Origin of the sequence: Nocardioides xinjiangensis, from assembly GCF_017916385.1 — a bacterium.
GTDB classification, from domain to species: Bacteria; Actinomycetota; Actinomycetes; order Propionibacteriales; family Nocardioidaceae; genus Nocardioides; species Nocardioides xinjiangensis.
In genome coordinates this window covers 376,000-396,147 of record NZ_JAFMSW010000001.1, presented here as the reverse complement: position 1 = coordinate 396,147, position 20,148 = coordinate 376,000, and the positions used below count along the sequence as shown (strand labels likewise).

The window sequence follows — 20,148 nt, the reverse complement described above, 5'->3', positions numbered from 1 at the left end:
CAACCAATCCGACACATGTGAGGAGAGCGCAGATGGGCGAGGTACTGAGCCGCGAGGCGATCGTGCTGGGCGGGCAGGCGCGCGACAGGGACGCGGCGATCACCGAGGCCGGCCGGCTGCTAGTGGCGAGCGGCGCGGTGGACGAGGCGTACGTCGAGGCGATGCACGAGCGCGAGACCTCGGTCTCGACCTTCATGGGCAACGGCCTGGCCATCCCGCACGGCACCAACGAGGCGAAGGCCCTGATCCGGCAGACGGCGATCTCGTTCGTCCGCTACGACGAGCCGATCGACTGGAAGGGCAGCCCGGCCAGGTACGTCGTCGGCATCGCCGGCGCGGGTGACGACCACCTGACGGTCCTCCAGGCACTCGCCGGCGCCTTCACCGACGACGCCAGCATCGCGGCCCTCGACGCGGCCCGGACCCCGGACGACGTGCTCGCCGTCCTGGGCGACGTCAGCGCCTGACGCGCCAGCCCACGAGCCCCCGCCGGACGTCCGGCGGGGGCTCTGCTGCGTCCGCGACGAGCGGGACGGCGCGTCCGGGGATCACCGCTGGCGTGACGCACGCCCCGGTCGCCCGTGGACGGAGGGCACCCCGGAGGGGGATGACAGCGCCCGCGGCGGAGCGCCAGACTCTGCGGCGCCCCCGGGCCGGTGCCCGGGGTTCCCCGAAGAGAACGGAGCACGTCATGGGATTCGGAGGGCCGATCGGCCTGATCGTCGTGGGACTCATCCTCGCGCTGGCCTTCGACCAGCAGCAGGTGGGACCGTTGGACGTCACCACGCTGGGCTGGATCCTCGTGCTGGCCGGCGCGCTGTGGCTGGTGCTCACGCTGGTCCAGCAGAACACCCGGCGCCGCCACACCACGACCGCCACCACCACCGACGCGCACGGCCGCCAGGCGACCTCGCAGCGCACCACCGAGTCCGACCCGCCGCCCCCGCCGGCGGTCTGACCCGAGCCCCCGTCGGGACCCCTCCTCGGTGCGCGGCGCGGATTGGGCCACGGTCCGGCGCCTCGATATGCTTCTGCGGTTGCCCTCGAGGGCGACACGCCGTCACGACGGCCGCGGAACCAGAGTGCCCCGGTGAACAGGCCCGGGCGCGCCGCGCAACGAGAACCGAAGGAGCCCCCATGTCGATTGGTACCGACGCGGAGACCAAGAAGAAGATCATCGCCGAGTACGCCCTGACTGAGGGCGACACCGGTTCCCCCGAGGTGCAGATCGCGCTGCTCAGCCACCGCATCGCCCACCTCACCGAGCACCTCAAGCAGCACAAGCACGACCACCACAGCCGTCGTGGCCTCCTGCTGCTCGTCGGCCAGCGCCGTCGCCTGCTCAACTACCTGCAGAAGACCGAGATCGAGCGCTACCGCTCCATCGTCGAGCGCCTCGGCCTCCGCCGCTGATCGAACCGGGCGGCCCTCCGGACCCGGAGGGCCGCCCGACTCGCACACCGGGCCGGCCGCGCTAGTCTCGGCCGGGACGCACCACAACTGAACATCCGAAGATCCAGGAGCGACCCGCGCACCCGGCTCGGTCCTCGGTAGTGGCCTTCAGGTGCCCCGTCGCACGGGTGCAGCCCTGCGGGCCTCGATCGAAGACCGGCACCTCATGCGGCGTCGCGGATCGCTCCGCGAAGAGAAAGCAGGATCCTGCTTCCATGAGTGAACCCATCATCTCCGCTGTCGAGACCGTCATCGACAACGGCACGTTCGGCCAGCGCACGGTCAAGTTCGAGACCGGCCTGCTGGCCCGCCAGGCGGCCGGCGCCGTCACGGCGTACCTCGACGACGAGACCATGCTGCTCTCGGCGACCACCGCCTCCAAGCAGCCGAAGGACCACTTCGACTTCTTCCCGCTGACGATCGACGTCGAGGAGCGGATGTATGCCGTGGGCCAGATCCCCGGCTCGTTCTTCCGCTCCGAGGGCCGCCCGGGCGAGGACGCGATCCTCACGTGCCGCCTCATCGACCGTCCGCTGCGCCCGACCTTCAAGAAGGGCCTGCGCAACGAGGTCCAGGTCGTCATCACCGTGCTGGCGCTCGACGCCAACATGCCCTACGACGTGCTGGCCATCAACGCCGCGTCGATGTCGACCCAGCTCTCCGGCCTGCCGTTCTCCGGCCCGGTCGGCGGCGTTCGCGTCGCGCTGATCGACGGCCAGTGGGTCGCGTTCCCCACCCACCAGCAGCTCGAGTCGGCCGTGTTCGACATGGTCGTCGCCGGCCGCGTCACCGAGACCGGCGACGTCGCGATCATGATGGTCGAGGCCGAGGCCACCGAGGAGACCATCGCGCTGGTCCAGGGCGGCGCCCAGGCGCCGACGGAGGAGGTCGTGGCCGGTGGCCTCGACGCCGCCAAGCCCTTCATCAAGCAGCTGTGCGAGGCGCAGTCGCAGCTCGCCGCCGAGGCCGCCAAGCCGGTCGAGGAGTTCCCGATCTTCCTCGACTACGAGGACGACGTGTACGCCGCCGTCGAGGCCGCCGTGCGCGACGACCTCGCCGCCGCGATGACCATCGCCGGCAAGGAGGAGCGCAACGACCGCACCGACGAGCTCAAGGCGCAGGTGCTCGAGCAGCTCGCCGGCCAGTTCGAGGGCCGCGAGAAGGAGATCGGCGCGGCGTTCCGCTCGGTCAACAAGAACCTCGTGCGCGAGCGCGTCCTGCGCGACAAGGTCCGCATCGACGGCCGCGGCCTCGCGGACATCCGTCCGCTGCACGCCGAGGTCAACGTGATCCCGCGCGTCCACGGCTCCGCGCTGTTCGAGCGCGGCGAGACCCAGATCCTGGGCGTCACCACCCTCGACATGCTCAAGATGGAGCAGCAGCTCGACACCCTCTCCCCGGAGAAGTCGCGCCGCTACATGCACAAGTACGTCTTCCCGCCGTTCTCCACCGGTGAGACCGGCCGCGTGGGCTCGCCCAAGCGTCGCGAGATCGGCCACGGCGCGCTCGCCCGCCGCGCGCTCCTGCCCGTGCTGCCCTCGCGCGAGGAGTTCCCCTACGCGATCCGACAGCTCTCCGAGGCCATGGGCTCCAACGGCTCGACCTCCATGGGCTCGGTCTGCGCCTCGACCCTGTCGCTGCTGCAGGCCGGCGTGCCGCTCAAGGCGCCCGTCGCGGGCATCGCGATGGGCCTGATCTCCGGCGAGGTCGACGGTGAGACGCAGTACGTCGCGCTCACCGACATCCTCGGCGCCGAGGACGCGTTCGGCGACATGGACTTCAAGGTCGCCGGCACCCGCGAGTTCGTCACCGCCCTCCAGCTCGACACCAAGCTCGACGGCATCCCGGCCGAGGTCCTGGCCGCCGCGCTGACCCAGGCCCGCGACGCGCGCCTGGCGATCCTCGACGTGATGGGCGAGGCGATCGACGCGCCGGAGGAGATGTCGATCCACGCGCCGCGCATCATCACCATCCGGGTCCCGGTCGACAAGATCGGCGAGGTGATCGGTCCCAAGGGCAAGGTCATCAACCAGATCCAGGACGACACGGGCGCGACGCTGTCCATCGAGGACGACGGCACGGTCTACATCGGTGCCACCAACGGGGAGGCCGCCGAGGCCGCCAAGGCCGCGGTCAACGCGATCGCCAACCCGACCATGCCCGAGGTCGGCGAGCGCTACCTCGGCACCGTGGTGAAGACGACCAACTTCGGCGCCTTCGTGTCGCTGCTCCCGGGCAAGGACGGCCTGCTGCACATCAGCAAGCTCCGCTCCCTCGCCGGCGGCAAGCGTGTCGAGGCGGTCGAGGACGTCCTGGCCGTGGGCCAGAAGGTCCAGGTCCAGATCGCCGAGATCGACGACCGCGGCAAGCTCTCGCTGGTCCCCGTCGTGGACGAGGCCGAGGGCGGCGCCGAGGAGCCGGCCGAGGCGGGCTCCAACGCGAGCCCCGAGGCCGCCGAGGCCGAGTGACCTGATCGGTCACTGATCCACACCGAGCTCCACACCCACGACCGGTCGGCGGCCCTCGCCGGCCGGTCGTGGCGCTCCACCGCAGCGCCACCCGCTGCACCCCGCTCCACCCCCGTGCTCCACCCGGAAGGACCCCCGTGCACACCAACGGCACCACCCGCACCCTCCACACCGTCAAGGACGCCGAGGGCGCGGTGACCTCGCGCGTACGCCGCACCGTCCTGCCCAGCGGCCTGAGGATCGTCACCGAGCAGATGGCCGGCACCCGCTCGGCCAGCATCGGCGTGTGGGTCAACGTGGGCTCGCGCGACGAGACCCCCACCCTGCACGGCTGCTCGCACTTCCTCGAGCACCTGCTGTTCAAGGGCACCGCCGAGCGGACCGCGATGGACATCTCGGTGGCGCTCGACGCGGTCGGCGGCGAGTTCAACGCCTTCACCACCAAGGAGTACACCGTCTTCCACGCGCGCGTCCTCGACGAGGACCTCGCCACCGCGGTGGACGTGCTCGGCGACATGGTGACCGCGTCCACGCTGAGCGAGGCCGACGTCGAGGCCGAGCGGGACGTCATCCTCGACGAGATCGCCATGCACGACGACGACCCCGACGACGTGGTGCACAACCTCTTCGCCGCGCAGGCGTGGGGCGACACCCCGCTCGGCCGCCCGATCGCCGGCACCGAGGCCTCGATCTCCGCGATGACCCGCGCACAGATCCACCGCTTCTACCGACGCCACTACCGCGCCGACAACATGGTCGTGTCGGTCGCCGGCAACGTCGACCACGCGAGCGTCGTACGCCAGGTCAAGCAGGCGTTCGGCCGCAGCGGCTTCCTCGACGGCGAGGCCGAGCCGACCCTGTCGCAGCAGTCCGAGAAGGCCCGCAAGGTGCACCCCGGCACCTCGCGCACCGTCCGCCCGCAGGAGCAGGTCAACCTCGTCGTCGGCGTCAAGGGCCTCACCCGCACCGACCCGCGGCGCTACACCCTCGGCGTGCTCAACACCGCGCTCGGCGGCGGCACCTCGTCGCGCATGTTCCAGGAGGTGCGCGAGCTGCGGGGGCTGGCGTACTCGGTCTACTCCTTCGCCACCCACCACGCCGACGCCGGCGTGGTCGGGGTGTCCGTGGGCTGCCTGCCCGGCAAGTACGACGCCGTGCTGGAGACGGTGCGCGGCGAGCTCGCCAAGGTCGCGGCCGAGGGGCTGACCGAGGAGGAGGTCGAGCGCGGCAAGGGCCAGCTCAAGGGCGGCCTCGTGCTGGGCCTCGAGGACTCCGGGTCGCGGATGTCGCGCATCGGCAAGGCCGAGCTGGTCCACGACGAGCTGCTGACGATCGACGAGGTGGTGGCCCGGATCGAGGCGGTCACCGCGGAGGACGTCAGCGCCCTGGCGCGTGAGCTCTTCAGCCAGCCCGAGCTGCTCGCCGTGGTGGGCCCCGAGCGGTGAGCCTCAGCGCTTGGCGATGAGGCCGATGACCGGGGGAGCCTTCTGCTCCACCACGCTCACCCGGAAGCCGCCGCGGAGCAGGTTCTCCGAGGCCTTCTTGACGATGTTGGGCACCAGCTCGGGGCGCGCCGCCTCGTAGAAGAGGTACACCGCGCCGCCCGGCACGACCCGCTCGTGGAGCAGGGCGATCTCGTCGTCGCAGTCGCGGACCCAGAACAGGTTCACGTTGAAGGCGAAGACCTTGGTCAGCCGCTTGACCGGCACCCGCAGCGTGGCGAGGTCGATCTGGCGCACGACGAGACGCCCGGCGTCGACGTGCTTCTGGTTGCGGCGCTTGGTCCGGTCGACGCCGGACTCGGACCGGTCGATCGCGAACAGCTTGCCGGTCTCGAGCTTGCTGCAGATCGCCTCAGCGCCGGCGCCGGGACCGCACCCGATCTCGAGGATCTGGTCGTTCGGCTGCACGTCCATGAGGTCGACGGCCCACTTGATGCGCGGCGGGATGGTCGGGCTGGGCATGGCGCACAGCCTGCCAGACGGTGGAACACGAGTCAGCCACCGCCACTCTGCGGATGCCCGCAGCGATAGGTTGGCCCGGTGAGCACTGGAGTCGCGCGCATCAAGGTCGGGGTCCTCGGACCACGCGGCAAGGTGGGCTCGGAGGTCTGCCGGGCCGTCGAGGAGGCCGTCGACACCGAGCTGGTGGCCGCGGTGGACGCCGGCGACGACGTCGCCGAGCTCGCCCGGGCCGGTGCGGAGGTGGTGGTCGACTTCACCCACCCCGACGTGGTCATGGACAACCTCAGGTTCTGCGTCGAGCACGGCATCCACGCGGTCGTCGGGACGACGGGCTTCGACCAGCCCCGCCTCGACCGCCTCGAGGCCTGGCTGGCCGACGCCCCGGGCGTCGGCGTGCTCATCGCCCCGAACTTCTCGATCGGCGCCATCTTGATGATGCGCTTCGCCGCGCAGGCAGCGCCGTTCTTCGAGTCGGTCGAGGTCGTCGAGCTGCACCACCCCGAGAAGGCCGACGCCCCGTCCGGCACCGCACGGCGGACGGCCGAGCTCATCGCCGCCGCCCGCCGCGAGGCCGGCTGCCCGCCGATGCCGGACGCCACGTCGACCGCCCTCCCGGGTGCCCGCGGCGCCGACGTCGACGGCGTACGCGTGCACGGCCTGCGGGTCCGCGGCCTGGTGGCGCACCAGGAGGTCGTGCTCGGCACGCCGGGGGAGACGCTCACCATCCGCCACGACTCGCTCGACCGCGTCTCGTTCACCCCCGGCGTGCTGGCGGGGGTGCGCGCGATCGGGGAGCACCCCGGTCTCACGGTCGGGCTGGACGCCTTCCTCGACCTCGGCTGAGCGCAGGCCGAGGTCGTCAGAGCAGGCGCGCCACGGCCGCGACGACCGACGCCCCGACCACGACGACCAGGAACGGCATCCGGAGCAGGAGCGCCACCACGGCGAAGCCGAGGCCGAGGGCGCGAGCGTCGACGGTGAGCGAGGTGCCCGCGGAGAAAGCCTGGACCGCGACGAGCGCGGCGAGGAGCGCGACCGGGATGAGGTCGGCCACCCGCTCCACCGTCGGGTGGTGCAGCACCCGCTCCGGCAGGGACAGCCCCGCGAGCTTGAGCAGGTAGCAGCCGACGCAGGCGAGCAGCACCGCGGTCCACATCAGCGGTGACCGCCCGCCGCCGAGTCCTCGCGTCCCGCGTCGTCCGCCGAGGCGTCGTCCGCCGGGGCGCCGGCCGCCAGGGCGCCGGTGCGGTCCGGGCGCCTCGCCAGGACCCCGACGAGGAGCGCCACGCCGCCGGCGGCCAGCACCGGCACGCCGGGAGCGGTGAGCGGCACCATCGACAGTGCCACAGCCGCGGCCAGGATCGCGACGAGCACGTTGCGCCGGCTCGCGAGGCGGGGCCACAGCAGGGCGAGGAACGCCGCCCCGACGGCCGCGTCCAGGCCGAAGGTCCGCGGGTCGCCGACGGCCTCGCCGGCCAGCGCGCCGGCGACGGTGGCGAGGTTCCAGAGCACGAAGACCGACCACCCGGTCGTGAGGAACCCCAGGCGCGCAGCCTCGGTCGTACCGCGGTTGACCGACATGGCCGTCGACTCGTCGATGAGCACGTGGGCCGCCGCCAGGCGGCGCCACCCGCGCCATGCGAGCAGCGGCGCCATCCGCAGCCCGTAGAGCGTGTTGCGGGTGCCGAGCAGCAGGGCGGTCGCCGCGCCCGACATCGGCGCGCCGCCCGCCGCGACCACGCCGGCGAGGGCGAACTGGCTCGCGCCGGTGAACATCAGCAGCGAGAGGACGCAGGTCTGCGCGACGCTCAGCCCGGAGGCCACCGACACGGCCCCGAAGCCGATCCCGTAGGCGCCGGTGGCGACACCGACGGCGAGGCCGTCGCGCACGATCCCCGAGCGCTCGTTCGGCGTCAGGGCGGCGTCGGTCACGCCCCGAGGCTAGGTCATCGGGCGGCTCGCCCCGCCGCCGGCTCCGGGCGCGTCCGGGACGGCCCGCGGCTGCGCGCTACAGGTGCCGGCGTCGGGCGCGCACGGTCCGCTCCCGGCGACGGTGGTCGTGGACGAGCGCGAACGCCGCGGCCGCGCCGGCCGCCGCACCGACCACGAGCCCCATGCCCACGTCGAGCGGGAACTCCGGCGCGGCGCCGAGCCAGAGGCCGATGCCGACGCACACGACGACGGCAGCGAGGACGAGGACGAACCTGTGCAGAGCGGGAAGCGGACCGAACACCTGGACCCCCCTGGTGGGCCGGCGGAGTAGCCGGACTTCCATGGTGCCTCCCAGCGCGGGAAATACAAGCAGCCCGAGCGGCGGTTCCACCGCGGGGCGGGCCGCGTCAGCCGATCGCGGTGTGGAGGCGGACCTGCTTGACGGTGGTGGTGCCGGACCCGTCGAGGTCGAGCTCGCGGTGGGCGGTGTCGGGCGCCCAGCCGGCGTCCGTGAGGAAGGTGCGCAGCGCGTCGTCGCCGGCGTTGACCCACGTCACGGCGCGGGTGAAGCGGTCGGCGGCGAGGGTGTCGACCGCCGCCTGGAGCAGCCGGGAGCCGTGTCCCTTCGCCCGCTCGTCGGGGTCGAGGGTCACCTCGGCGAGCTCGCCGTCGGCGACCGGGTCGCAGTCGGGGTCGGTCGCCGGCGAGGTCAGCGCGAAGCCGACGACCCGGTTGCGCTCGAGGGCGACCAGCACGCGGTTGCGCGCGTCGGCCGGTCGGGTGAGCGCCCGGCGCCACTGGGCGGCCACCGCGTCGGCGTCGGTGGGGAGCGCGTCGGCCGGCAGCACGCCGGCGTACAGCGCGGGCCAGGCCCGCACCTGCAGCGCCGCGATGGCCTCGGCGTCGTCGGCCCACGCCACCCGCACCGACACGTCGGCACCGGGACCCCCGCCGCCCGGGTGAGGGTGCGGGTGGCTCATCGGTAGGTCTCGGGGAGCTTCTCGCCGATCTTCACCTGCGCCTTGGGCAGGCGGAGGAACTTCATCTGCAGCGAGCGCATCGCGGCGTAGAGCGTGGTGCCCTTGGTGGGCTCGCCGGGGAAGCGGCGGGCCAGCTCGCGGCGCAGCCGGAAGCGGAGCATGACGATGTCGACCACGATCACCAGCAGGGTGGTGAACAGGACGGTGTTGCCGAGCTGCACCATGTCCCTGTTGCCGGAGTAGCCGAGCACCATCGACACGATCAGCAGCGGGACCATCAGCTCGATGAACGAGAAGCGCGAGTCGACGAAGTCGCGGATGAAGCGGCGCACCGGACCGCGGTCACGGCTGGGCAGGTAGCGGTCGTCGCCGGTCTTCATCGCCTCGCGCATGCTGCGCGAGGCCTCCCCGCGCGCCGCACGCTGGGCGGCCGCCTGCTCCTTGCGGGTCCGCGGCACCTTGGCCCGGGCCCGGGCCGCCGCCTCGGCCTCCTTGCGGGTCGGGGTGGGACGGCCCTTGCCGCCCGCCTTCTCGTAGGTGGTGGGGGTCTCCGGCTCGGAGCTGGTACGACGGAACACAGGAGCTGCCTTCACATGGTTCGGATGCTGGGGCCAGCCTATCGCCGCGCCGCTGCGGAGCGGCCTCACCGGATGCCCTACCTCCGGCTTGGGTTTGGTTCTAGGGTGAGGACGACGTCCCGGCACCGCAACACCGAGAGAGGGTTCCCACCCCGATGAGCCTCATGAAGCGCATCAGCCTGATCTTCCGCTCCAAGGCCAACAAGGCCCTGGACAAGGCGGAGGACCCCCGCGAGACCCTCGACTACAGCTACCAGCGCCAGCTCGAGCTCCTGTCGAAGGTGCGGCGCGGCGTCGCCGACGTCGCCACCAGCCGCAAGCGCGTGGAGCTGCAGGTCAACCAGCTGGAGCAGCAGGCCGCCAAGCTGCAGGGACAGGCCGAGAGGGCCATCGGTGCCGGTCGTGAGGACCTCGCCCGCGAGGCGCTGACGCGCAAGTCCGGGCTCTCGTCGCAGATCACGGCCCTCAAGGAGCAGCAGGCGACGCTCCAGGGCGAGGAGGAGAAGCTCGTCCTGGCCCAGCAGCGCCTCCAGGCCAAGGTGGAGGCCTTCCGCACCCGCAAGGAGACCATCAAGGCCACCTACACCGCCGCCGAGGCGCAGACGCGCATCGGCGAGGCGATGTCGGGCATCGGGGAGGAGATGGGCGACGTCGGCCTCGCGATCCAGCGGGCCGAGGACAAGACGGCGCAGATGCAGGCCCGCGGCCAGGCCATCGACGAGCTGATCGCCTCGGGCGCGCTCGACGACGCCTCCCAGCTCAACGCCGGCGACGACATCTCGCGTGAGCTCGACGCCCTGAGCTCGGGCTCTGACGTCGAGGCCGAGCTCGCCCGCCTCAAGGCCGCCAGCACCCCGCAGGCCATCGAGGCCTCCGACGGCGGCGACATCCTCGCCGCCGCGCCCGAGGCCGTGCGCGTCGAGGGCGAGAACGAGGGCGGCCGGGCATGATCGTCCGCATCCTCGGCGAGGGTCAGTACGACCTCGACGACCACGCGCTCGACGCCCTCAACGGGCTCGACAGCCAGATCGAGCACGCCATCGAGTCCGGTGACGAGGCCATGTTCCGCACGGCGCTGCACGGCCTGCTGTCCGCCGTGCGCTCCAGCGGGACCCACCACGCCCTCGACGCGCTCGACGAGTCCGACCTGATCCTGCCGCCGCCCGACGCGACGATCGACGAGGTGCGCGAGCTCCTGGGCGACGACGGCCTGATCCCCGGGTGAGGCGCACCACCAGGTGGCCACCTCGCGATTCATCAAGGACACCGGGCTCACCGCCCGGATGACCCTCACCATGTTCCTCCTCGGGGCACTGTTCGTCGGCCTCGTGGTGGCGCTGATCAACGTCGTCGGCAGCGGCTACGCCCCGGTCGTGGCGGTGGTCGCCATCGGCATCGCCTTCTGGCAGTGGTGGAGCTCCGACAAGGTCGCGATGCGGGCCATGCGCGCCCGCGAGGTGACGCCGGGAGAGGCGCCCGAGCTGCACGGCATGATCGACCGGCTGTGCGCCCTGGCTGACATGCCGAAGCCGCGCGTCGGCATCGCCGACATGTCGGTGCCCAACGCGTTCGCGACCGGCCGGTCGCCCGACCGCGCGGTGGTGTGCGTGACGACCGGCATCCTCCAGACGCTCGACGCCGAGGAGCTCGAGGCCGTGCTGGCGCACGAGCTGAGCCACGTCGCCCACCGTGACGTCCTGGTGATGACGGTGGCCTCCTCGGCCGGCATCGCCGCCGGGCTGATGATGCGCTTCGCGCAGTACGGCGCGATGGGGCGCTCGCGCAACAACAGCGCGCTGCCGGTCGTCCTCGTCTCGATCGTCGTCAGCCTCGTGGTGTACGCCGTCAGCTTCCTGCTGCTGCGCCTCCTGTCGCGCTACCGCGAGCTGAGCGCCGACCGCGCCGGCGCGTACCTGACCTACAAGCCGGGAGCGCTCGCGAGCGCCCTGCAGAAGATCAGCGGCGAGGCGGGCGTGACCCCGCAGCGCGACCTCCGGGCGGGCGCGGCCAGCGCGCTGTGCATCGTCCCGGCGTTCAGCGGCGGCCTGAGCGGCCTGGTGGCCACGCACCCGCCCCTCCAGCAGCGGCTCGAGCAGCTGGCTCGCATCCAGGCCGAGCTCAGCCGGCCGGCCGGCTGACGGTGGCGTGATGGGGCTCTGGGAGGCGATGCGCGCGCGGACGCGGCCCAAGCGCAACAACCTCGACGCGCTGTTCCACGTGCCGAGCGCGGCGATCACGCTCCAGACCGCGCTGGGCTTCGCGCCGACCGGCACCGGCTCGGTGTGCTACCGGTCCGCGACGGGCGCCGCGTTCGCGCAGACCCAGCAGGACGTCCTCGCGCTCATCCGCGACGACGCCGAGGCGCCGGAGGTGACGCTCAGCGAGGACGACTTCGGCTTCACGTGGCTGGTCGTGCAGGGCGACCCGGACGACGTGGCGGGGCTGTGCACCGACCTGCACGCGGTCAACACCACGCTCGAGCTCAACGGCTTCGAGTCCGGCCTGCTCTGCTCGATGGTGCCGTTCGCCAGCGCGTCCGGGCAGCGGTTCGGGCTCACGTACCTCTACAAGCAGGGCACCTTCTACCCGTTCGCCCCCAGCGGCGACCAGGCACGGGACACGCTCCTCGAGCTCTCCGTGAACGACCTGCTCGCCGAGGAGCTGCCCATGGAGCCCGATCCCCAGCGCTGGCTGGCCGTCTGGAAGGCGCCCGGTCTGTGAGCGACCTCCACCCCGACCCCCACGACCACCCCCACGACCACCCCCACGACCGCGACCGCGACACCGTCCGGCAGCGCGAGCGGGCGCTGGCGACGTACGACGTCCTGCGCGGGCCGCCGCGGCGCGAGCTCGACTCCCTGGTGGAGCTCGCCGCCCAGGTGGCCGGGGTCCCCTTCGCGGCCGTGAACCTCTTCAGCGGCGACACCCAGCACCAGGTCGCCACCTCGGGCTTCGAGGGACGCGACACCCCGATGCAGCAGTCGATGTGCCGCCACGTGGTCGAGTCGGGACGCCCGATCATCGTCGAGGACGCCGGCCTCGACGTCCGCTTCGCCGAGAACCCCTGGACCACGGGGGAGCTCGCCGACATCCGCTACTACGGCTCGCAGCCGCTGCGCACCCCCGACGGGGTCGTGATCGGCACGCTCTGCGTGTTCGACGACCAGGTGCACGAGGTGACCCCTGCGGCGGAGCGCGGGCTGGCGCAACTGGCCGACCGCGTCGTCGACGTGCTCGAGCTCGAGCTCGCGTCGCGGCGGCTCAGCGAGGTCAACGCCCGGCTCAGCACCGCCAACGAGCGGCTGGTCCACTTCGCCGGACAGGTCAGCCACGACCTGAAGAACCCGCTGACGTCGGTGTCACTGTCGCTGGAGTCACTCGAGCTCGAGGTCAGCGACCCCTTCCAGGTCGATACCGTCGCCCGGGCGCGCCGCGGCGTCGACCGGATGTCCGGCATGATCAGCAACCTGCTGGAGTTCGCCTCCCAGGGCGCCGCGCCCGGCGACGACGCGGTCGACCTCGAGGTCGAGCTCGGGGCGGCGCTCGACGACCTCGCCGGGCGCGTGTCGCGCGAAAGCGTGAGCCACGAGGCGCTGCCGACCGTCCGCGGGGACGCGGTCCAGCTCCGCTCGGTGCTGATGAACCTCGTCGACAACGCGGCGAAGTTCACCGTCGACGGCGAGGAGCCGCAGATCGAGGTCGGCGCCCGGGCCCTCGACGGGCACCACCGGCTGGAGGTGCGCGACCGGGGCCGGGGAGTGCCCGCCGACAAGCGCGAGCGGATCTTCGCGCCGCTCGCGCGCCTCGACAAGTCGGTCGACGGCACGGGCATCGGGCTGGCCACCTGCCGTCGGATCGTGGAGGCGCACGGCGGCTCGATGGGAGTCGACGAGCGGCCGGGCGGCGGCTCGGTCTTCTGGTTCGAGCTGCCGGCGGCCGCGGACTGACCGACCCGGTCAGGGCAGCCGCGCGAGCTTCATCTGCTGCGAGGCGTAGACGTTGCCGATGACGGTCCCGTCCAGCCACGCGGTGAGCCGTTCCGCCTCGTGCTCGAGCGCGGTGCGAGCCTCGGTCCCGACGTCCTCGAGCAGGGAGAGCCGGACCGTGCCTGCCTCGTCCTGCACCCAGCACCCGACGATGCGGCCGTCCCACCACGCAGTGGTGCCGGCGTTGCCGTTGGTGTCGAACAGGAAGGGGACGTGGGCGGGGTCGAGGTGGAACGCGCGGGCCTTCCAGCCCATGACGGTGGGGTCGAGGGTCGGCAGCAGCGCGGCCCAGGGCTCGACCGGCCCCGTGTCCTCGGTGTCGCCCGGGAGCACCCAGCCGGTGGTGCCGTCGCCGAGGGTCACCTCCACCGCCTCGACGTCGGCCAGGGCCCGAGTGACGGCGGTCTTGGTCGAGCCGAGCCACCACTGGACGTCCGCGGCCGTGCCGGGACCGAACGTCGCGAGCCAGCCGCGGACCAGCTCGGCGTAGCCGGCCGCCTCGTCGAGCGCGTCGGGCACCGCGCCCAGCCAGTCCTCGGTGCGGGTCCACGTCGGCTTGTTCACCCGCCAGTGGCCGGCGTTGCGACCGCGTACGACCGCGCCCTGCAGGCCGAGCTGGGTGAGGACCCACGGTGCGACCGGGACCGCACGGTCCCACGGCTTGCCGGTGTCGCCGCCGACCTTCCCGGCCAGCTCGGGCACCGTGGCGCGGAGCTCCGCCGTGGTCGCCGGGCCGGCCGCCAGCCGCTCGAGGGTGGCCGCGCACGCCCGGTCCAGCCAGGCGGCGCCGTCGTCCGCGATGCCGGCTGCCACGATCGCCTTGGCGATGCGCCTGCGCTCCGCGGCCGCCACCCGCGCGGACGCGCTGCCCCAGGCGGCGGGGAGCAGCTCACGCGGGAACACGAAGAGGGTGCGCCGCATGGCCAGCTGCCGCACCACCGTGCGCGCGTCGTGGAGGGCGACGTCCACGTCGGCGGGCGTGAGGCCCTTGGATCGCGCCGCGACGGCCAGGTGCACCGAGGCGTACTCGGTGGAGTGCAGCGCGGTCATGGCGTGGGTGACCGCCTCGACGGAGTCCAACCGGTGGGCGGGCGCCAGGCCGTGGCGTACGCCGATGCGGCGGCGCCGCTCGGTGTCGCCGATGCGTGGACGTGTGGTCACCGCGCCCCCCGCCGGCTCAGGCGCGGTGCGAGCGGCCGGGCAGGGCGAGCATCCGCTGCAGCGCGACCAGGGCCTCGGCCTCGGTCTCGGGGTCGACGGTGACCTGGTTGACGACCGTGCCCGCGACCAGGCTCTCCAGCGCCCACACGAGGTGGGGCAGGTCGATGCGGTCCATCGTGGAGCAGTAGCAGACGTCGCGGTCGAGGAAGACGATCGTCTTGTCGGGGTGGGCGTCGGCGAGCCGCTTCACGAGGTTCAGCTCGGTGCCGACGGCCCACACGGTGCCCGGCGCGGCGGCCTCGATCGTCGTGATGATGAACTCGGTCGAGCCGACCAGGTCGGCCTTGAGCACGACCTCGTGCCGGCACTCGGGGTGCACCAGGACGTTGATGCCGGGGTGCGCCGCGCGCAGCTCGTCGACGACGTCCTCGGAGAAGCGGCCGTGCACCGAGCAGTGGCCCTTCCAGAGGATCATCCGGGCGCGCCGGAGCTCCTCGGGGCTGAGGCCGCCGCCGGGGAGCCGCGGGTCCCACACGACGCACTCGTCGAGGCCGATGCCCATCTGCAGGACGGCGGTGTTGCGCCCGAGGTGCTGGTCGGGGAGGAAGAGCACCTTCGCACCGGGCTTCTGCCCGAAGGCCCACTCGAGGGCCACGTCGGCGTTGGAGGAGGTGCAGACCACGCCGCCGTTGCGCCCGCAGAACGCCTTGATGTCGGCGCTGGAGTTCATGTAGGTCACCGGCACGACGGTGTCCTGCACGCCTGCGTCGGCGAGGGCGTCCCAGGCGTCCTCCACCTGCCGGAGCCGGGCCATGTCGGCCATCGAGCAGCCGGCCGCGAGGTCGGGGAGCACGACCCGCTGCGACGGCGAGGTGAGGATGTCGGCCGACTCGGCCATGAAGTGCACGCCGCAGAACACGATGAACTCGGCGTCCGGCCGGGCGGCGGCGTCCCGGGCGAGCTTGAAGGAGTCGCCGGTGACGTCGGCGAACTGGATCACCTCGTCGCGCTGGTAGTGGTGTCCCAGCACGAAGACCCGCTCGCCCAGCGCCTCCTTCGCCGCCCGGACGCGGGCGACCAGCGACGGGTCGGACGCCATCGGCAGGTCGCCGGGGCACTCCACGCCGCGCTCGGCGTCGAGGTCGCGGCCCTTGCCGAGCGGCAGGAGCGGCAGGTCGACGATGCTCATGCCGGTCATCCTAAGAGGGGTCGCTGACTCCCTCCCGGCGGTGGCAGGCTGTCGGACATGCAACGACGCGGAGATGTGCTCGCCCTGGTCCAGGCCGGCGGCCAGGGGTCGCGGATGGACGTGCTGACCCGCGAGCGAGCCAAGCCCGCGCTGCCCTACGGCGGGGTGCACCGCCTCGTCGACTTCGCGCTCTCGGGACTGGTGCACGCGGGGCTCGACGACGTGTGGGTGTCGCTGGAGTACCAGGTGACCTCCATCGACGACTACCTCTCCGGCGGCCGGCCCTGGAGCCTGGACCGCAACCGCGGCGGCTTCCGCCGCATCGTGCCGCAGACCGGCACCGGACCCGCGACCGAGAGCGGCTTCGCCCACGGCAACGGCGACCTGCTGCTGCGGATGTCGGCCGACCTCGAGTCCTTCGGTGCGCGCACGCTCGCGGTGTGCAGCGCGGACCACGTCTTCAACATGGACCTCGCCCCGGTGGTGGAGGAGCACGTCGCCGCGGGACGGGTGGCGACGGTGCTCACCAGCGAGGTGAGCAAGAAGGACGCGTCCGACAACGTCGTGGTGCTCGCCGGACCCGACGGCACGATCACGGGCGTGGAGAGCAAGCCCGCGCGTCCCTCGTCGGGGACCGTCGCCACGGAGATCTTCCTCTACGACACCGAGGCGCTGCTGGCGACGCTCTACGACCTGCGCAAGGAGCTGTCCGGGGAGCAGGACGACGGCGACAGCGGCATCGGCGACTTCGGCGAGCACCTGCTCCCGCGACTGGTGGAGACCGGGAAGGCCGTCGCCGTGCCGCTCACCGGCTACTGGCGAGACGTCGGCCAGCCCAGCCTCTACCTGCAGTCGCACCGCGACCTGCTGTCCGGCGCCGTCGACGTCTTCGACCACCCGGGCCGCCCGGTGATCTCGCACTGGCCCGACCGTCCGGCGGCCCGGGTGCGGGCGTCGGGGGAGTGCCGCGACGCGCTCCTCTCGCCGGGGGCGGACGTGGCAGGTCTGGTGGTGGGCAGCGTCCTGGGCCCGGGTGTGGTCGTCGAGAAGGGGGCCGAGGTCCACGACAGCATCGTGATGGAGGACTGCGTGATCAGGGCGGGCGCCGTGGTGCGGACGTCCGTGGTCGACGAGCGCTGCGAGGTGGTGGCACGCGCCCGGGTGGGCGGCGAGCCGTCGGGCCGGGTCGTCCGCGACGAGGACCTCGTCCTCGTGGGCCGCGACTCGACCGTGTCGGGGGAGGTGGCCGCAGGCGCACGGCTCGAGCCCGGCTCGGACGCCTGACCCTCAGAGCAGCGAGCCGTGGTGCAGGTAGGGCGCCGGGGGCTTCATCCGCCGCAGGCACAGGTAGCCGCTCGTGTGGATCGCCATCCGGGCCTCGAGCCCCACGTCGAGCGCCCAGGCGTTGGCCGCGGTGATGTGGTGCACCGACACCTGCGTGCCGGGAGCGGAGGAGGCCAGCGCCTCCCACATCAGCCTGGCGGCCGTGCGCCTGTTGGTGGCCGCCAGCAGGACGGGCGCCCCGTCGTCGTCCACGTAGGCGTAGCCGGAGCCGGTGGTGTGGTCGGTGACGACCAGCCGGAACTGGTCGAGCAGCAGCAGGTGGTCGCCCAGGTGGGCGGCGCCGCGGGTGCGCCGGTCGATGCTGTCCATGAGGTCGACGTCGCCGGCCGAGCCGCCGCGGACCCGCTCGACGACCGGGATCGCGCTGCGGTCGACGACGCCGGTCACCAGCATCTGCGGGTGCAGGTCGAAGCCGGCGAGCCGGTAGCGGCGCACGGCGCCGGGGTCGGCGCTCGCCGCGAACATGCCGCGCAGGCAGCCCCGCCCGTGGTGCAGGGCCGCCGACATCAGCTGGGCGCCGATCCCGCGGCCCTGGTGCTCGGGTCGGACGGCGAACGAGGCGAGGATCCACATCAGCTCGCGCACCCGCGACACCGCACCGCCGACCACCTCGCCCTCGACCTCGGCGACCCAGCAGCCGCCCGGGTCGGTCACGAGCGCCCGGCTGGTGCGGCGGATCCAGTGCCCGTTGCGGGCGGCGGGACGGCGTACGGGGTCGGGCCAGGATCGCTGGTAGGTCCGGGCGTCGACCTCGTAGTAGCTCGTCGCGGTGATCTCGGCGAGGGCCTCCACGTCCTCCTGGCGCATCGGCCGGACGACGGCAGCGCTCATGACACGTGTGCGGCGTAGCGCCTGAGCAGGTCGTCCCAGTGGGTGTACCTCGCCCGGACGTCCTCGCTGCCGTCGGCCCAGCCGCCGTGCTCGAGGTGGACGAGCGTGCCGCCGGCGTGCTCGGTGAACGTGACGTCGAGCCTCGTCGGCGCCTCCTCCGCGTGCCCGAGCCAGAACTCCTGGGTGTAGCGACCGATCGGGTCCCACTCCAGGACGCGCCCCCAGACGTACTGCTCGTCGCCGTGCACGGACGCCACCGGGCCGTCGGGGTCGATGGCGATGCCGGTGAACGTGGCGCCGTCGGGGCTCAGCATCGGGTCCCACCACTCGCCCATCTGGGCGGTGAAGCCGACGAAGGCCTCGGTCGGGGTCACCGGCACGGTGACCTCCGCGACGATGGGCGGCAGGGTCATGCCCCCAGCATGCCCCACGCGAGCACTGCAAGGATGCAGCCATGCGCGTGCTGATCGCCCCGGACGAGTTCGCCGGCACCCTGTCCGCGGTGCAGGCGGCCGAGGCCATCGCCGCCGGCTGGCGTCGGCAGGCGCCCCACGACGAACTCGACCTGGCGCCCATGGCCGACGGGGGGCCGGGCTTCGTCGACGTGCTCCACGCCGCGCTCGGCGGCGAGCTCGCCGCCGTGACCGTGTCCGGCCCGCACGGCGCGCCCGTGCCTGCCGTGGTGCTGCGCGTCGGCGAGACGGCGTACGTCGAGAGCGCGCAGGCCGCCGGGCTGCACCTGGTGTCCGGCCCCGTCGGGACGGCGTCGAGCCGAGGTGTCGGCGAGCTGGTGCTCGACGCGGTGCGGAGCGGGGCGACGACGGTCGTGGTGGGTCTCGGCGGCTCGGGGACCAACGACGGCGGCGCGGGGGTGCTCTCGGCCCTGGGTGCCGTCGCCGACGGCGACCTCGACGGGGGGCCCGCCGCCCTCGCCTCGGTGACCACGGTCGACCTCACGGCGGCGCGCTCGCGGCTCGAGGGCGTCACGCTGGTCGCGGCGAGCGACGTCGAGAACCCGCTCACCGGGCTGTTCGGCACCACGAAGACCTTCGGGCCGCAGAAGGGCATCGCGGAGGACCGGGTCGCGGAGGTCGACGGCTGGCTCGAGTCGTTCGCTGCGGCCACGGACCGGCGTACGTCCCTCGAGAAGGGTGCCGGCGCCGGAGGCGGGATCGGCTATGCGCTGCTGGCGCTGGGCGGGACCCGCGCGCCGGGCATCGGCCTGGTCGCCGACGCCGTCTCCCTGGCGGCCCGCGCCGGCCGGGCGGACCTCGTCGTGACCGGCGAGGGCGCCTTCGACTTCTCCAGCCGTGCCGGCAAGGTGCCCTACGGCGTGGCCTCGATCGCCTCCAAGGCGCTGCGCCCGTGCATCGCGCTGGCCGGGCAGGTCCTCGTGGGCGCGCGCGAGATGCGCGCCCTCGGGATCGAGTCGGCGTACTCCCTCGTCGAGCTGGTGGGGGAGGAGCGCGCGATGTGCGCCCCCGCCGAGGCGCTGGCCGACCTCGCGGCGCGGGTGGCGCGCACGTGGTCGCGCTGACACGAGTGTCGGCTGGCCCGGCTGGCGCCGTGCTGCGCCGCTTCACGCTGCAGCGGATCCGGGGACTGCGTCGCCGGCTCCTCGGCGCTGACACGGGTGTCGGCTGGCCCGGCTGGCGCCGTGCTGCGCCGCTTCACACTGCAGCGGATCCGGCGACTGCGTCGCCGGCTCCGACACGAGTGTCGGCTGGCCCGGCTGACGCCGTGCTGCGCCGCTTCACGCTGCAGCGGATCCGGCGACTGCGTCGCCGGCTCCTCGCAGCGTTCGGGAATAACCCGCGGTGTGCGACCATTGACGCAAGCAGTACCCCGAGACTTCCTGGAGTGATGAGATGACCGAGCAGGTCGAGACCACCGAGCGCCGCACCGACCAGATCAACCTCTCCGCCGTCGCCGCCAGCAAGGTGAAGAGCCTCCTGGAGCAGGAGGGTCGCGACGACCTGGCCCTGCGCATCTCCGTGCAGCCGGGCGGCTGCTCGGGCCTGCGCTACCAGCTGTTCTTCGACGAGCGCACGCTCGACGGCGACGTCACCACCGACTTCGACGGCGTGACCGTGGTGGTCGACCGGATGAGCGTCCCCTACCTCAACGGCGCCGAGATCGACTTCGTCGACACCATCGAGAAGCAGGGCTTCACGATCGACAACCCCAACGCGACCGGCTCCTGCGCCTGCGGCGACAGCTTCCACTGAGCCGTCCCGCACCCCGCACCGCACCTCGAAGGCCC

Annotated in this window: 24 protein-coding genes; 14 read left to right on the top strand and 10 right to left on the bottom strand. The window is 72.9% G+C overall.

All coding sequences use genetic code 11. The annotated features are described in order from the left end of the window. Positions 1-32: 32 nt before the first annotated feature. The 5 genes from J3P32_RS01935 to J3P32_RS01915 all read left to right on the top strand — a co-directional run bounded on the left by J3P32_RS01935 (position 33) and on the right by J3P32_RS01915 (position 5,365). A complete protein-coding gene (locus J3P32_RS01935; protein WP_210438189.1) occupies positions 33-467 on the top strand; it encodes a PTS sugar transporter subunit IIA in 435 nt (144 codons plus the stop codon). Between the two features lie 224 nt (positions 468-691). Continuing rightward, positions 692-958 (top strand): DUF6458 family protein, encoded by a 267-nt coding sequence (locus J3P32_RS01930; protein WP_210438188.1) that lies wholly within the window; start codon positions 692-694, stop codon positions 956-958. Between the two features lie 179 nt (positions 959-1,137). Further along, complete coding sequence (gene rpsO / locus J3P32_RS01925) at positions 1,138-1,413, top strand: 30S ribosomal protein S15 (RefSeq protein ID WP_211731327.1); 276 nt, start codon at positions 1,138-1,140, stop codon at positions 1,411-1,413. Positions 1,414-1,667: 254 nt separating this feature from the next. Beyond that, complete coding sequence (locus J3P32_RS01920) at positions 1,668-3,920, top strand: polyribonucleotide nucleotidyltransferase (RefSeq protein WP_210438187.1); 2,253 nt, start codon at positions 1,668-1,670, stop codon at positions 3,918-3,920. A gap of 137 nt (positions 3,921-4,057) precedes the next feature. Continuing rightward, a complete protein-coding gene (locus tag J3P32_RS01915; protein ID WP_307861545.1) occupies positions 4,058-5,365 on the top strand; it encodes a M16 family metallopeptidase in 1,308 nt (435 codons plus the stop codon). Between the two features lie 3 nt (positions 5,366-5,368). Here J3P32_RS01915 and J3P32_RS01910 read toward each other — a convergent pair whose 3' ends face one another. Next, positions 5,369-5,884: a class I SAM-dependent methyltransferase gene (locus J3P32_RS01910; protein ID WP_210438185.1), complete on the bottom strand. Its 516-nt coding sequence runs from the start codon at positions 5,882-5,884 to the stop codon at positions 5,369-5,371. Positions 5,885-5,983: 99 nt separating this feature from the next. Here J3P32_RS01910 and dapB point away from each other — a divergent pair, with 99 nt between their 5' ends. Then, positions 5,984-6,727, top strand: a complete 744-nt coding sequence (gene dapB / locus J3P32_RS01905; protein WP_210440589.1) for a 4-hydroxy-tetrahydrodipicolinate reductase — start codon at positions 5,984-5,986, stop codon at positions 6,725-6,727. A 16-nt stretch (positions 6,728-6,743) separates the two neighbouring features. Here dapB and J3P32_RS01900 read toward each other — a convergent pair whose 3' ends face one another. The 5 genes from J3P32_RS01900 to J3P32_RS01880 all read right to left on the bottom strand — a co-directional run bounded on the left by J3P32_RS01900 (position 6,744) and on the right by J3P32_RS01880 (position 9,374). Continuing rightward, positions 6,744-7,040 (bottom strand): AzlD domain-containing protein, encoded by a 297-nt coding sequence (locus J3P32_RS01900; RefSeq protein ID WP_246849852.1) that lies wholly within the window; start codon positions 7,038-7,040, stop codon positions 6,744-6,746. Continuing rightward, positions 7,040-7,816 (bottom strand): AzlC family ABC transporter permease, encoded by a 777-nt coding sequence (locus J3P32_RS01895; RefSeq protein ID WP_210438184.1) that lies wholly within the window; start codon positions 7,814-7,816, stop codon positions 7,040-7,042. The genes J3P32_RS01900 and J3P32_RS01895 overlap by 1 nt, the downstream gene beginning before the upstream one ends. 76 nt (positions 7,817-7,892) lie before the next feature. After that, positions 7,893-8,117 carry a hypothetical protein gene (locus tag J3P32_RS01890; RefSeq protein WP_210438183.1) on the bottom strand — a complete coding sequence of 75 codons (225 nt, stop codon included), beginning with the start codon at positions 8,115-8,117 and terminating at the stop codon, positions 7,893-7,895. Between the two features lie 106 nt (positions 8,118-8,223). Beyond that, positions 8,224-8,796, bottom strand: coding sequence for a GNAT family N-acetyltransferase (locus tag J3P32_RS01885; protein WP_210438182.1), 573 nt, complete (start codon positions 8,794-8,796; stop codon positions 8,224-8,226). Further along, positions 8,793-9,374: a DUF3043 domain-containing protein gene (locus J3P32_RS01880; protein WP_210438181.1), complete on the bottom strand. Its 582-nt coding sequence runs from the start codon at positions 9,372-9,374 to the stop codon at positions 8,793-8,795. Before J3P32_RS01880 ends, J3P32_RS01885 begins: the two co-directional genes overlap by 4 nt. A 155-nt stretch (positions 9,375-9,529) precedes the next feature. Between J3P32_RS01880 and J3P32_RS01875 the strand changes: the two genes are divergently transcribed. From J3P32_RS01875 to J3P32_RS01855, 5 genes are read left to right on the top strand one after another with little or no spacing between them, the layout of a single operon-like run. Next, positions 9,530-10,324 (top strand): PspA/IM30 family protein, encoded by a 795-nt coding sequence (locus tag J3P32_RS01875; protein ID WP_210438180.1) that lies wholly within the window; start codon positions 9,530-9,532, stop codon positions 10,322-10,324. Continuing rightward, on the top strand, positions 10,321-10,599 hold the full coding sequence (gene pspAA / locus J3P32_RS01870) for a PspA-associated protein PspAA (protein ID WP_210438179.1): 279 nt from the start codon (positions 10,321-10,323) through the stop codon (positions 10,597-10,599). Before J3P32_RS01875 ends, pspAA begins: the two co-directional genes overlap by 4 nt. A gap of 13 nt (positions 10,600-10,612) precedes the next feature. Beyond that, positions 10,613-11,512: a zinc metalloprotease HtpX gene (gene htpX / locus J3P32_RS01865; protein WP_210438178.1), complete on the top strand. Its 900-nt coding sequence runs from the start codon at positions 10,613-10,615 to the stop codon at positions 11,510-11,512. A 10-nt stretch (positions 11,513-11,522) separates the two neighbouring features. Further along, positions 11,523-12,095, top strand: coding sequence for a PspA-associated protein PspAB (gene pspAB, locus J3P32_RS01860; protein WP_210438177.1), 573 nt, complete (start codon positions 11,523-11,525; stop codon positions 12,093-12,095). Then, on the top strand, positions 12,092-13,321 hold the full coding sequence (locus J3P32_RS01855; protein WP_210438176.1) for a sensor histidine kinase: 1,230 nt from the start codon (positions 12,092-12,094) through the stop codon (positions 13,319-13,321). Before pspAB ends, J3P32_RS01855 begins: the two co-directional genes overlap by 4 nt. Positions 13,322-13,330: 9 nt before the next feature. On the opposite strand, the gene J3P32_RS01850 is transcribed toward J3P32_RS01855, so the two are convergent. Both J3P32_RS01850 and nadA read right to left on the bottom strand, forming a co-directional pair. After that, positions 13,331-14,521 (bottom strand): winged helix DNA-binding domain-containing protein, encoded by a 1,191-nt coding sequence (locus J3P32_RS01850; RefSeq protein WP_307807651.1) that lies wholly within the window; start codon positions 14,519-14,521, stop codon positions 13,331-13,333. 16 nt (positions 14,522-14,537) lie between these two features. Then, entirely contained in the window at positions 14,538-15,710 is a 1,173-nt protein-coding gene (gene nadA, locus J3P32_RS01845) for a quinolinate synthase NadA (protein ID WP_210438175.1), read from the bottom strand. Positions 15,711-15,767: 57 nt separating this feature from the next. Between nadA and J3P32_RS01840 the strand changes: the two genes are divergently transcribed. Then, positions 15,768-16,994, top strand: a complete 1,227-nt coding sequence (locus tag J3P32_RS01840; RefSeq protein WP_210438174.1) for a glucose-1-phosphate adenylyltransferase family protein — start codon at positions 15,768-15,770, stop codon at positions 16,992-16,994. Positions 16,995-16,997: 3 nt separating this feature from the next. Here the strand turns inward: J3P32_RS01840 and J3P32_RS01835 are convergent, their stop codons facing one another. Further along, positions 16,998-17,885, bottom strand: coding sequence for a GNAT family N-acetyltransferase (locus J3P32_RS01835; RefSeq protein WP_210438173.1), 888 nt, complete (start codon positions 17,883-17,885; stop codon positions 16,998-17,000). Continuing rightward, the gene (locus J3P32_RS01830; protein WP_210438172.1) at positions 17,882-18,298 is read right to left on the bottom strand and encodes an SRPBCC domain-containing protein; all 417 of its coding nucleotides are present in this window, start codon (positions 18,296-18,298) and stop codon (positions 17,882-17,884) included. Before J3P32_RS01830 ends, J3P32_RS01835 begins: the two co-directional genes overlap by 4 nt. A 41-nt stretch (positions 18,299-18,339) precedes the next feature. Between J3P32_RS01830 and J3P32_RS01825 the strand changes: the two genes are divergently transcribed. Both J3P32_RS01825 and erpA read left to right on the top strand, forming a co-directional pair. After that, a complete protein-coding gene (locus J3P32_RS01825) occupies positions 18,340-19,422 on the top strand; it encodes a glycerate kinase family protein (RefSeq protein WP_210438171.1) in 1,083 nt (360 codons plus the stop codon). 331 nt (positions 19,423-19,753) lie between these two features. Then, positions 19,754-20,113, top strand: a complete 360-nt coding sequence (gene erpA, locus J3P32_RS01820; RefSeq protein WP_210438170.1) for an iron-sulfur cluster insertion protein ErpA — start codon at positions 19,754-19,756, stop codon at positions 20,111-20,113. Positions 20,114-20,148: the final 35 nt, after the last annotated feature.